At 70.9% G+C, this 12895-nt stretch carries 9 protein-coding genes; 5 read left to right on the top strand and 4 right to left on the bottom strand.

What is annotated here, in order from left to right; translation table 11 throughout:
* The first annotated feature begins 9 nt into the window (after window positions 1-9).
* The 4 genes from FNH24_RS13445 (at window position 10) to FNH24_RS13430 (ending at window position 4629) form a co-directional block, all read left to right on the top strand.
* Window positions 10-2367, top strand: coding sequence for a ComEC/Rec2 family competence protein (locus FNH24_RS13445; RefSeq protein ID WP_152362698.1), 2358 nt, complete (start codon window positions 10-12; stop codon window positions 2365-2367).
* Between the two features lie 53 nt (window positions 2368-2420).
* Entirely contained in the window at window positions 2421-2954 is a 534-nt protein-coding gene (locus FNH24_RS13440; RefSeq protein ID WP_152362697.1) for an NUDIX domain-containing protein, read from the top strand.
* A 9-nt stretch (window positions 2955-2963) separates the two neighbouring features.
* Window positions 2964-3197 carry a hypothetical protein gene (locus FNH24_RS13435; protein WP_152362696.1) on the top strand — a complete coding sequence of 78 codons (234 nt, stop codon included), beginning with the start codon at window positions 2964-2966 and terminating at the stop codon, window positions 3195-3197.
* A 124-nt stretch (window positions 3198-3321) separates the two neighbouring features.
* Window positions 3322-4629, top strand: a complete 1308-nt coding sequence (locus FNH24_RS13430) for a phosphotransferase (RefSeq protein ID WP_152362695.1) — start codon at window positions 3322-3324, stop codon at window positions 4627-4629.
* Window positions 4630-4690: 61 nt separating this feature from the next.
* Here the strand turns inward: FNH24_RS13430 and murJ are convergent, their stop codons facing one another.
* The 4 genes from murJ to FNH24_RS13410 form a co-directional block, all read right to left on the bottom strand.
* The gene (murJ, locus tag FNH24_RS13425) at window positions 4691-6244 is read right to left on the bottom strand and encodes a murein biosynthesis integral membrane protein MurJ (protein WP_152362694.1); all 1554 of its coding nucleotides are present in this window, start codon (window positions 6242-6244) and stop codon (window positions 4691-4693) included.
* A complete protein-coding gene (locus FNH24_RS13420) occupies window positions 6234-6923 on the bottom strand; it encodes a hypothetical protein (RefSeq protein ID WP_246186873.1) in 690 nt (229 codons plus the stop codon). The genes murJ and FNH24_RS13420 overlap by 11 nt, the downstream gene beginning before the upstream one ends.
* A 135-nt stretch (window positions 6924-7058) precedes the next feature.
* The gene (locus FNH24_RS31450; RefSeq protein ID WP_161606126.1) at window positions 7059-10037 is read right to left on the bottom strand and encodes a DUF5722 domain-containing protein; all 2979 of its coding nucleotides are present in this window, start codon (window positions 10035-10037) and stop codon (window positions 7059-7061) included.
* A gap of 49 nt (window positions 10038-10086) precedes the next feature.
* Window positions 10087-10752, bottom strand: a complete 666-nt coding sequence (locus tag FNH24_RS13410) for a GNAT family N-acetyltransferase (RefSeq protein WP_152362693.1) — start codon at window positions 10750-10752, stop codon at window positions 10087-10089.
* 94 nt (window positions 10753-10846) lie between these two features.
* Here FNH24_RS13410 and FNH24_RS13405 point away from each other — a divergent pair, with 94 nt between their 5' ends.
* Window positions 10847-12892 carry a hypothetical protein gene (locus FNH24_RS13405; protein WP_152362692.1) on the top strand — a complete coding sequence of 682 codons (2046 nt, stop codon included), beginning with the start codon at window positions 10847-10849 and terminating at the stop codon, window positions 12890-12892.
* The last annotated feature ends 3 nt before the right edge of the window (window positions 12893-12895 follow it).

Here is a 12895-nt window from a genome sequence, read left to right as displayed (position 1 = left end):
GCGTCGGAGGTGGTTCGGAGGGTCGGGTCCGGGCTGTCGCAGGGTGGGGCCGACCTGCGGATGGTGCCGATCGCCATCGCCGCCTGGGCGGCGGCGGTGGCCGGGACCGCGGGGCTGCCGGTCGTGATCATCCTGGCCGCGGCAGGCGGGGTCGCGGCCGCCGTGGTCGGAGCCGCGCGCCGAAAGCTGCTGCTGATCGCGATCGGGCTGGTGATCATCACGGTGAGCCTGGCCGGTGCGATCCATGATCATCGGCTGCGGCACGGCCCGGTCGCCGAGCTGGCCGCGGCGGAGGCGATCGTCGCGGTGGAGTTCCGGACCGACGCCGATCCGCATCGTGGTGACGACGGCCCGGGGCCGGACTATCTGACGGTCCGGGTGACGACGGAGACGATCCGCGGTCGCGGTCAACACTGGCGGGTTGCGGCCCCGGTGCTGGTGATCGCCGGCGGAGCCGCACTGGCGGCCCTGGAACGGATACCTGTCGGCACGGCGGTGCGGGCCGAGGCTCGGCTGCGACCGCCGGACCCGGGAGCCGACATCGCCGCGGTAGCACGGATCAGCGGTGCCGTGGCGATCATCGGCGAACCGTCTCCGGGATTGCGCCAGGTGGAGCGGGTCCGGGCCGGTCTGCGGGAGGCGGTACGGGACCGGACGCCGGAGCAGCGGGCGCTGGTGCCGGCGCTGGTCCTCGGCGACACCTCGGCCATCACCGCCGAGCTCAAGTCCGACTTCGTCCGGACCGGGCTGACCCACCTGACCGCCGTGTCGGGCGCGAACCTGACCCTGTTGCTGGCCTTCCTGCTGTTGCTCGCCCGCTGGGTCGGGGTGCGCGGCTGGTGGCTGCGTGGTGTCGGGCTGGCCGGAGTGATCATCTTCGTCGCGCTCTGCCGGACCGAGCCCAGCGTGCTCCGGGCCGCGGCGATGGGGCTGGTCGCCCTGGCCGCGCTGGGCAGCGGGCCGGGGCGCCGGGGATTGCGCAATCTCGCCGTTGCGGTCGTCGTCCTGGTGCTGATCGATCCGTATCTCGGCCGGTCCGCCGGGTTCGCCCTGTCCGCGCTGGCCAGTGCCGGGATCATCGCCTGGGCCGCGCGCTGGGCCGACGTGCTGCACCGTTGGCTGCCGAGGATCATCGCGGAGTCGATCACGGTGCCGTTGGCCGCGCATCTGGCCACGCTGCCGGTGGTGACCGCGCTGTCCGGCTCGGTCAGTGTGGTCGGGATCCTCGCCAATGCCCTGGCCGGCCCGTTCGTCGGCCCGGCGACGGTGTTCGGCTTCGCCGCGGCCGGGTTGTCCTTGGCCCATCCGTTGCCGGCCATGATCGCCGGGTTCGGTGCCGCCTGGTCGGCCCAGCCGATCCTGTGGATCGCCCACTGGGGCGCCCGGTTCCCGGGGGCGGCGTGGCCGTGGCCGGCCGATCCGGTCGCCCTCGGATTGCTGGCCCTGGCCGGGTTGGGACTGGCCTGGCTGATGCCCTGGCTGCTGGCCCGGCGCTGGCTGGTCCTGCTGTGCGCGTTGATCATGATCGTCGGGATCGTCCGGCCGCCGGTCCAGCCGGGCTGGCCGCCCGCCGACTGGACGCTGGTGGCCTGCGATGTCGGGCAGGGTGACGGGTTGGTGGTGCCGGTCGGCGACGATCAGGCGGTCGTCGTCGACGCCGGTCCGGACCCCGGGCTGATCGACGGTTGCCTCGATCAGCTGGGGATCCGCGGCGTGCCGCTGTTGATCTTGTCGCACTTCCATGCCGATCACGCCGACGGGTTGGCCGGGGTGCTGGACAGCCGTCCGGTCGGGGAGATCTGGGTCGGGCCACTGCCGGCTCCGGCGGCCCAGGCGGTCGAGGTCCAGCGGCAGGCCAGCAGCCGCGGGATCCGTGTCCGGACCCCGGCGCCGGGCGAACGGGTGGTGGTGGGAGAGACGGCCTGGCAGGTGATCGGACCGGTGTCGGCCCCGGCCACCTGGCCGCTCGGTGATGACGAGGGTGAGTCGTCGGCGGAGAACGACGCCAGCCTGGCGGTGATCGCCACCGTGCCGACGCCCGGCTCGGACCGAGGCGTACGGATCCTGTTCACCGGCGACCTCGAACCGTCCGGCCAGCAGGCGATCCTGGCCAGCGGCGTCGATCTCACCGTCGACATCCTCAAGGTGCCGCACCACGGATCGTCGCGGCAGGACCGCGACTTCCTCGCCGCGACCCGGGCCCGGGTCGCCGTCGCCAGCGCCGGCCGGGACAACGACTACGGCCACCCGTCGCCCCGCACCGTCGCGCTGCTCGAATCACTGGGGATGGTTGTGCTCGGCACCAACACGCGCGGCGGAATCGCGATCATCGGAGCCAACGGCCTCGGCGCTGTCACCCAGCGGTGACCGCTCGAGCATCGTGGTCTGATCCCATCGGCAGGGGTGTGTCAGGATCACGCATGGCCTGGTCGACCTATCTGGCAGGGATTCGTGCCCTGATCGGTGACCGATTGCTGCTCACACCGGCCGCCGGCGTCGCGGTGTTCGACGAGGCGGGCAGTCTCCTACTGCTGCGGCACCGCCACGACGGGCGGTGGGGAACTCCGGGCGGCGGAATGGAGCCAGGCGAATCTCCCGAAGAGGCTGCTCGCCGCGAGGTGCTGGAGGAGACGTCGCTGCGGTTGCCGCGGCTCGACCTCGTCGGTGGCTTCGGGTGCGAGGCGTTCGTCGTCGACTACGGTGGTGGCCCCTCGACCGCCTACGCGGTGTTTCTCTACGGTTGCGTGGTCCCGCGGGCCGACGTCGTCCTGCAGCCGGACGAGGTGGTGGAGTCCGGCTGGTTTTCGATGAGCGAGATCACCTCCTTGGGTCTTCCGCCGGACATGGAGGTGATGGTTCCCGCCGCCATTTCCTGGTACGACACGGTGGGCGCACGGTCCGCGGCCGCCGGCGGTCGGCCGGATGACGTCGGTGATCGACCGTCGGCCGGTTAACCTGCCGCCATGGGTCGATCGCCGTCATTCGCGCTCCGCCCGGCCCGCCCGTACCTGATCACCGCGCTGGCCCTGGGCACGGTCGGGGCCGGCGGGATGCTGCTCGCCGACGCGCTGCAGCTCAACTATCTGTCGACTCTGCTCGCCCTGGGCGGAGCCGGTCTGCTCCTGCTCGGCCTGATCTTCCTGCTGGCCGCCGCGGTCGTGGTCATCGTCGCTCTGGTTCGCGGCCGCGGCCACTGACGCCGGCTGGAGCCATGATCATCGGTCCGGCCCGATGATGACAGTTCACTCATCCTGACCTCATCACCGTCTCACCGACGCTCAGTAGCCTCCGGCCGAGTTGTTCAGCCGGCCCAGGAGGACGATGATCGGCAGCGCGCAGATGCGGACCCGGGTTGGCCGCAGGCTGCGCCGGCTCAAGTCTCGAGACCGGAGGCCGAACCGGGCCGATCGCCTCAAAGCCTGGCTGGCGGCCGGATCGGTCCTTCGCCGGCTGCGCCGGGATCGCTCACCCGACCCGGAGATGATCTTCGCCACGGTGCGACGGCTGGCCGAAGTCGGTCTGGTCCGGCGCGGGCACTCGGTGATCGACACCGCCGGCCGGCACGGTGCCGATCCCCGGGACGTGTTGCGGGCCCGCCGGCTGCTGCCGAAGCATGCCGGTCGGGTGGCCGGGACGATCCTGCGCCGGGCGGCCGTTGCGGCCGGGGCCGGCCCGGGGCTCTGGCTGAGCCGCACCCCGGTGTCGTGTCTGGTCGGCCGGGGTGCCGATGTCGAGGCCGTGGTCCGGCACCGGCTGCCGGGCGGGCGGACCATGATCAGGAAGACGTTGATCGGTGACCAGCCGCGGGAGGTGTCGGCGTATCTGTCCGGCTATCTCACCGGCGGCCGCGGCTGGCGGGTCCCGCGGCTGCACCACGCCGAGCCGGAGATCGGTCCCGACGGCGTGCGCTGGCACCTGTTCCTGGAGGATCTGGGCCCGATCCAGCGGATCGAGGAGCCGCAGTTGATCATCTCCGCGGCGCGCTCACTGGGCGAGCTGAATGGCAGCCGGCTGGACGACCCGACGCTGCGATCGGTGTCGTGGCTGGTCGATCGGGTGGAGCCGTACCGTCGGTTGGATGAACTCCGGGACGCCGGACTGGCGCTGACCGGCACGGTGGCGCCGGAGACAGCGAAGCGGGTACGCGAGGTGCTGGATCGCCTGTCGGCCCGCCGGATCGAGCTCCGCGACCGCTACCTGGCGCTGCCGATGACCCTCTGTCACGGGGATCCCACCCGGTCCAACCTGACCAACCGGGACGGGCAGACGATCATGTTCGACCTCAGCTCGTGTGCGTACGCGCCGATCGGCAGTGATCTTGGTGGGCTGCTCGCGTTGCCCAACCCGGCGATCCGGCATCGCCGGCTGTCCATCACGGACGCCCTGGACGCCTACCTGGCCGGGATCCGGCAGACGGTCGAGCCCGATCAGGACGCGGTCGGCTTCGGCTTCCGCTACCGGCTGTTGATCAAGTCCTTCGCCTGGCAACTGGTCCGCCTGCCACCGGCTCTGGACGCGCGCCCGACCCCCGACCTTCCCGCGGACCGAATCGCGATCAAGCGCGCCAGCGTCGAAGCCGACCTCTGCTGGCTCTGCGACCAGGCCGACCTCCTCCTCCAAACCCGCTGACCCGTCACAGCTGCGGCCGTTTCGGCGGTGTGTCGGAGCGGATCTGACGGCTCGATCGACCTCAGCGGCGCCGGCGCGGCAGCAGTTCGCCGAGCAGCAGCCGCTCGGGGGCACGCAACAGAAACAGCCCGGCCAGGTAGGTCCCGCAGACCGCGATGCCGATCGCGGCCGCGAGGGCGAAGTCGGGCAGTCCGAATCCGGCCAGACCGAACCGAACCGCGAGACCGGCCGCGGTCGCAGCCACGCCGAGACCGAGCGCCCGGAGCAGCAGCGGGACGGTCGTCGCGGCCGCGACGGCGTGATGCCGGCGGGCCAACAACCAGCCGTTGATCAAGGCGGCGAGCACGAGCGACACCGTGGTCGAGAAGGCCAGCCCGGGGATCCCGAACAGCGGACCGAGGGTCAGATCGCCGACGACGTTGATCACCATGGCGATGATCGACACCAGCACCGGCCCGCGCGCGTCACCGAAGGCGTGGGCGGCCCGCAGCAGCACGGAGCGGACGCCCAGGGCGAGCAGGGCGGGGGCGTACCAGAGCACGGCGGTCGCGGACTTCTCGACGGCGACGGCATCGAACGCGCCATGGCCGAAGACCATCCCGACCAGCCAGGGCGCGGCTACGGCCAGACAGATCACCAACGGGGTGAGCACCGTGACGGCGACGGCCAATCCGCGGCCGACCAGGCGCCGCCGTTCGCCGAGGTCGGCCGCGGCCGCGCCGAGGGCGGGATAGAGCGGCACCAGCAGGGAGGCGATCAAGATCGTCTCCGGCAGGCTGATCAACCGCCAGCCGTAGGACAGCGCGGTGATCGAACCCTCGTCCAGGGTGGAAGCGACCGCGCGATCGACCAGGACGTTGACGTTGCCGACCGCGCTGCCGAGCAGCAGCGGCGGCACCATCGTCGTGATCTGCCGGAAGCCTGGATCGCGAAGATCGAGACTCGGCCGGATCCGCAGGCCCAACTCGGCCAGGGGAATCAGCTGGAGCAGCAATCGGGCGGCGGAGCCGACGACGAAGCCGACGGCAAGCGCCAGCACGCCGAACTGCGGTCCGGCGACGGTGGCCGCGACGATCATGATCAGGTTGAACGGGATGCCCTGCGCCGCGGCCCAGCGGAACCGGCCGTGGCCGTGCGCGAGGCCGGCGAGCAGATTCGTGCCGGAGATCAGGACCGTGGCGATCAGCACGATCCGGGTCAGCTGCTCGGTCAACGCCGCCTGGTCGGGGCCGAATCCGGGCGCGAGGACGGTGGTCACCGGCCCGGCGAGCAGCCCCATCACCAGACCGGCCAGGCCGAGCACGATCATGGTCACGGTGATCGCCACGTCGATGCCGTGATGGCCCGGACAGTCACCCCTCCGATCACCTTCTCCGGCGGCTTCCCGCGCCGCGACCGGCGTCACCGATCGGGCCATCGCGCCGGCGATCAGGCCGAGCACGATGTTCATCAACCCCTGGGCCACCAGGTAGGCGTCGAGTTCGGGACCGGCGCCGAAGACCGCGGCGATCACGATGTCGCGGGCCAACCCGAGCAGCGTCGACAGTCCGGTCAGCAGGGTGACGCCGACCGCGGCACGGCGAATGCTCCAGCGGCGGCCGGCCTCAGCCGCCATCGGTGGCCAACGCCCGAACCCCTTGGCGGATCAGCCCGAACGGCGTTCCGGTCGACCGTTGACCCAGCGGATTGGCCCGGAGCAGCCAGTGCAGTGTCTGCGTCGCCGGTGCCCGCCGGGAGGTGGCGCGGATGGTGCCGCCGAAGTCGTTGAGGTCGATGATCGCGACGCCGCGGTCGAGCGCGTCCTCGAGTTGATCACACAGTTGTTGGGCGGTGACCGGGTCGAGCGGTGGGAACAGCAGGTGTTCGTAGGGCGGGCGCCCGCCGTCGAGATCACGGGCGATCGGGCCGGCGATCCGGTAGAACTCGCCGTGCCGTCCCAACGGCCGGGTGATCGCGGCCGCGGCGGCGGCCACCAGCACCCGCGGCAGCCCGACCGCGGCGATCACGTACTCCATCTTCTCCGGGATCGAGAGGCCCCGGGATCCCTGCCGTGGTTGGACACAGCGGGCCAGGATCCGGGCCCAGCGGCCAGGTCGGTAGTCGCTGACCGGGATCGCTCCGCCGGTCAGCAGCACGGCGACCTTCTCACTGATCACCAGGGTGTCACCGGGGCTGCTGACGGGCAGATGCTCGGCCAGTGCCTCGTCCAGCCGGTCGGTCGGGTCGAGCCAGCGAGTCCGTACCGGCTCGAAGGACCAGCGGGTCGTGGCAGCCTCGAGCAGTTGTGTGATCACGGGCGTCAGCACCCTCCCAAAGGTCGATCCGCGCCCCGGCACGGATTCCATTCGGTCAACTGGCGCCGACGATACGAAGATCAGATGAGAGATCGATGAGGATGCAGGCGCAACGCGCCGGGGAAGATCAGAAGGTCAGCCGGCGAACCAGCCGAGGTCGTCGAGTTGGAAGCGGGGCTGCCAGGGGGTGTCGCTGCCGACGCCGGCGAAGGTGACTTCGGCCCCGGTTATCGACGATCGGCCGGACCAGTCCGCCACGTCCACCGACACCTGGTTCCAGCGATCCGGTGTGAAGGCGTCCAACGCGCCGGTGAGCTTGCTGCCGTCGGAGCTGTGCAGCGTGAGGGTCGCCCGATAGCCGGCCGCCCCGGGCAGACCGCCGTAGGAGTTCATCCAGAGGTGGACCGAGCCGGCCTCGGACAGGTCGAGCGGCTGATCGAACTGCGCGGTGACGGTTCGTGGTTGATCACCGGGGACGGTCTCGCTCGTCGCCTCCAAGGCGTACGCGCCGCCGCGCGGCCGGCCGGGCGCGTTCGCGAACGAGCCGACCCGGGCGACCCCGCTGACTCCCGGGCCGGCCGCGAAGCCGCCGAGATCGTTCTCGAAGTCGATCACGGTGTGTTCGGTCGGCGGCGGGATGTCTACCGGGATGTTGATCCGGTGGCCGGCCACGGTCAGGCACACGGTCGAGGGATCCGCGCCGGACACGGCGGTGATCTTGGTGGTGATCCGCTGCGACTCGCCGAACTCGGTGCCGTCGCCCTCGGTCTCGGCCGGGTCGGTGACGAAGTCGCCGCAGCGATCGCCGATCAGGATCGGGCCGCTCAGTGGGTCGAGATCGAGGTTGCGCAGCGACACGGTGAGCTCGGCGCCGATCAGCTCGGCCCGATCCACCATCGCCGTAGCGGTCACGTTGGGCACCTCGGACGGAGCCGCGCCGGTCGCCGCCACCACCGAGCCGACGTCGAAGCCCGCATCCGGCGTGCCGGTGCCGGTCCCGGCGACCAGCACCTTGAGCCGGCTCAGCCGACCCGGGTCATCCGGCACCGCGATCGCGGCCGGATGGAACGTCCCGTCCGCTGGGATCCGGGCGTCGCCGGTGATGATCATGCCGTCGTCCAGGGTGGCCCGGAGCCGGACCACGACCTGATCACCGAGCCCGGCGTCGGCCGGCACCCGGACGGTCGCGCCGAGCCAGCGCTTGCCGGTCAGCGCGAGCGGGCGGTCGAAGCTGCGGACCACGCCGCGGGCCTGCAGCCCGAACGTCCCACCGGCCGCATCGACCTTCAGCATCCCGCCGCCCGCCGTCGCGGACTCGGCGTTGTTCGACGGCTGCCAGCCGTCTGTGTCGGAGACGAAGCGGCCGAGCGGGCGGACACCGGTGAGCTCGCCACCGACCCGGCTGGGCACGGCCACCGCCTCGGTCCGGTCGGCGAGCTGATCGGGATCGAAGCCGTCGACCAGCACGGACCAGTCGTCGATCCCGATGATCGGCAACGCGAACTCCGTCACCGCCTCGGACCGGGCCGTGTCGATGCCGGCGAAGACGTCGTAGATCGCCTTGGTGCGCAGCGGTGCGGCCGGGAACTCGACCGAGTGATCGGCGGCCCACAGGCCGAGATTGAGCCCACCCTCCTGCCGATGATCGACATGGCGATGAAGGATGAACGAATCGATCGACGGCAGGAACTTGATCTTGTAGTAGGCCAGCGCATAGCACGCCGCCTGCAGCCGCTCGGACGCTTCGGTCAGCGCGTCGCCCTGGCCCGGAGTGTTGCAGCCCTGCTCGGACAGGATGATCCGCCGCGGTTGATCTTGGAACCGGAACTCGGCGGCGTCCAGGAACTCCGGCAGCACCTCGATGTTCTTGAACGTGATCCGCTGCGTGTCCGGCGAGCCGGTGGCGGTCTCGTCGTTCCAGAAGTCGGGCTCGAACAGATTCTCCGGGTACGGGTGAAAGGCGACCTGCCAGTCGAAGTCGCCGCCTCGCTTGGCGACCCGGTTGAACTCCTCGACCAGGTCCCGGCCGCGGTAGGTCCGGGTCGGCCGCTCGGGATCGGGATTGCCCGGCGGCAGCAGGGTCCAGTGGTGCTCGAGCGAGAGGTACGTCCGGGCCGCCCGGAATGCCGACTTGGTCGCCAGCGACACCAATCGGACCGCCCGCTCGTGCAGGTCGACGAACTCGGCCAACGTCTTCTCACCCGAATTGGACCAGGTCCACTGCGCGTTGACCTCGTTGCCGACCACGTAGCCGGAGGCCAGGCCGTAGCGATGATCGGCGCGGCCGTAACGTTCGGCGACGAATGCCAGGGCCGCGTTGAGATAGCGCACGCCCTCGGCGGTCTCGGTGTTGAAGCCGAACACCGGCCCGGCGCCCGGCTCGGTCGACGCATCGGGGTGGATCAGCACCTTGTCGGCGCTGTTCGGCTCACCGGGATGGCGGTACAGCAGCAGGATGACGTGCACCAGGATGCCGTCGTCGGTGAGCGGCTTGATCTGTTGATCGAACGCGGCCACGGCCTCGGCGTCGAAGGAGTAGCTCGCCCCGTCATGATCGAATTCGAGCTCGGTGTCCGGGTCGGCGGAGTCGAGCAGCATGATGTCGGCAAGATCAAGATTGAGCGCCGCATGCTGGATGCCGAGCGCCTCGGCGTCATCGGTGAGCTGGACCTGCAGGCCCTTCTTGCTGGTGGTCGTGGGCAGCGGATCGGGGTTGGCCGGCGCGTAGTCGAACCGGTCGGCGAAGTGTGGGGCACCGAGCTCGGTCCCGGCCACCGCGGCGACGAACTGGCTGGTGATCCGGTCCGTTCCGTCGGCTGCGACGCGCGGCACGGTCGCCGTGAACCGGCCCGATTCCGGAGTCGCCGTCGCGGCGGGCTCGGCGTCGTCGATGGTCGCCGCGCGTTCGGCGCCGATCGCGTACAGGTCGATCGGTTCGGCCCCGGCGGCGACGCCGGCGATGGTGATCGAGTCCGCGCCGACGGTGACCGTCTCGATCCCGGTCGGCGGATCGTCGGCGTGGGCCGGGGGAGCGACGAGATTCGCGGCGAACGCGATCGCCAGGATGAGGAGTCCGGAAAGCAGCCAGCGACTGAGCGAACGGTGCTGCGTCATCGTCGTGATCCCCGCTTCATGCTCGACGGCAATGTCGGAGAAAATCGTTTCAGTGATCCTGGCCGGGGGCAAGGTCGGCCGCGGAACTGTCCACGTTCCGAAGCTGCCAGATCCGGCCGATCGGCCGGGCGCCGAGCTTGCGGGCCACCGCGGCCGACGCCGGATTGTCGTCGAAATGGCTGTAGAACAACAGGTTCCGGGTACGGCCGGCGACGGCGGCCCAGGCGCCGACCACGAGCTCCGCGTAACGACGGCCGCGATGCTCCGGATGGGTCCAGACGCCGACCTCGGCGGTGCCCAGCCGGTCCCGCGGTGTCGTCGCCAGGGCGACGATCCGCTCCGGGCCGACCGCGATCGCCCAGGGCCCCAACCGCCCGCCGAGCAGGTCGTCCCACTCGTCGACCGGCCACTCGGGATCGGGCCGGAGCCCGCGCAGCGCCGCGGTCGGCGGCTCGGTCGAGGTGTGCAGCTCGAGATCCGGCGGCACGGGACGCGGGGAGCCGGGGCTGATCAGATAGCTCAGACAACTGGTGATCATGACCGGCCGTCGCCGGCCCAGGGTCTCCATGATCAGGCCGAAGCCCGATGGCAGTTCGTCGGCGCGGGAGCCGACTCCGACGGCGGCCAACGGCGGTCCGGCGGGACGGCCGTGATCATCGGCACCCCACAGCAGATCCATCTCGGCGGCCAGGGCATGACTTTCGGATTCGGGCATCGGGGTCAGGCTACGCGGTGATCAACTTCGGCGGAACCGGATTTCGTCACCGGGGCGGCGACTGCGTCTCCGCCCGGCGTGATGGAATCGGACGATGACGGCCCAGATCCAACGGTACGACCTCGGCGCCGGCGCGGTTCTTGTCGCTCCGGACGGTTCGATCCTCCAGGTGCTGCATCCGCGGACCGGGCGGACGGTGTTGCTGGACGAGAGCGATCCGCAGGATCGGCGCTTCCACGACGAGTCGCGGCGCTGGGGCAAGGGATTCTGCGTGATCGACACTGGCGCGACCCCGATCGGTCTGCGCTGGGACCAGCCCGACCGGGTGGACTCCGTCGAGCGCGGCTGGGTGCAGCGGCAGGCCTGGCCGGACGAAGGTCTGGCGCTGCGGATCGACCGCCGGTTCGGTGATCACTGGACGGAGACGTACACGCTGTCCAACACCGGCGCCGCGCCGCTGCGGATCGGTTCGGTCGGCGTCAGCACCCCGTGGCGGGACGTTTATCACAGCAGTGCCGACAGCCTGGCCGGGGCGGTGCACGCCCACGTGTGGCCCGGCGGTGCCGATGCCTACGCCTGGGCCGAACCGATGGACGGCGGCGGCCCCGGGCTCGGGCTGGTGCTCACCGCCGGCGAACTGTGGGCCTATTCGGTCGAGTCGCGCGACATCGTCACCTCGTCCAACGTGCGCGGCCACCTCTATCTGCACCCGACCGACGTGCTGCGATCACCGGACGCGTTCGGCGGCCAGCCCAAGATCACCATCGAGCCGGGCGCCGAGTTGACCTGGTCCTGGCGGCTCGGCTGGTACGACGACCTCGCGGCCCTGCACGCGGACCGGGATCCGATCCTGGTCACCGACCAGCTGCTGGCCGAGACCGGCGAGTCGATCATGATCACCAGCGGCCCGGACAGCGTGCCCCTGACACCGGTCGGACCGGCGCGACTCGACGCCGGTTCGGTGACGTCGGAGGTGCCGGGCGAGGTCGAGCTGCGGGCCGAGCGGGACGGCCGGACCGCCCGGGTCAATCTGTTCTTCCACCGGCCGCTGCGGCAGATCGTCGAGCAGCGGATCGCCTTCATTGCGGCCCGCCAGTTGGCCCGGGAACGGCCCGGCGCCGGCGCGGCGGCGTTCGTCCCGTACGACCGCCGGGACGGGCTGACGACCTTGCCGACGGCCTGGGGCGACTGGAACGATGTCCGGGAGCGGGTCGCGATGCCGATCCTGCTGCAGCAGGCCCGCCTGCGCGGCTGGGGCGATCCGGCGCTGATCGACGAACTGCTGGCCGGCCACGCGGCGTTCGTCGAGCAGCGGGTGGTCGATCCGGAGGGAAACGTCGCCGACGACAGCCGGCTGCCCGGCCGGACCCGGCTCTACAACTTCCCGTGGTATGCCCGCTTCTTCGCCGCCCAGCATGCCCTGTACGGGGATCGCCAAGATCTTGATCTTGCCGCGACGATCATCGAACGCTACTACGCGCTCGGCGGTGAACGGTTCCTCGCGTTCTGGCTGGGCGGCATCATCCGCGACCTGGCCGCGGCGCTGGAGACGGCCGGTGATCATGAACGCGCCGAAGGTCTGCGCCGGCTGCTGGTCGGGCACGGCCGCTACTTCGTCGGCGTTGCCACCGAGCTGCCCGGGCACGAGGTCAACTACGAGCAGAGCATGGTGGCGCCGTTGCTCGATCTGCTCGGCCATGCTCACCGGATCGATCCGGCCGCGGTGCCGGCCGCCGAGGTCGCGCTGCGGTTGCCCTGGCTGACCGCGTTCGCCGGTGATCAGCCCGACGCGCGGCTGCGGCACATCCCGATCCGGCACTGGGACGGCTACTGGTTCGGCGCCGAACGACACTGGGGTGATGTCTTCCCGCACTACTGGAGCGTGCTCAGCGCGGAGGTGTTCCTCGGGCTGCCGGACGGTGTCGTACCGAGCGCACGGCAGGCCGAGCTCCGCGCCCAGGGTGCGGCGATCCTGCGGGCCAACCTGATCAACTTCGCCGACGACGGCTGGGCCACCTGCGCCTTCGTCTATCCCAGCTGTGTCAACGGCAACCCGACCCATCACGCCGACCCGCTGGCCAATGATCAGGACTGGGCCCTGGTCGCCGCCCTTGATCATCCCGAGGTCTTTCCGCACTGACGA

The sequence above is a fragment of the Microlunatus speluncae genome (genome assembly GCF_009299835.1).
Taxonomy (GTDB): Bacteria; Actinomycetota; Actinomycetes; order Propionibacteriales; family Propionibacteriaceae; genus Microlunatus; species Microlunatus speluncae.
The sequence above is the reverse complement of the archived record's forward strand: the minus strand, read 5'-3'. Positions and strand labels throughout refer to the sequence as shown.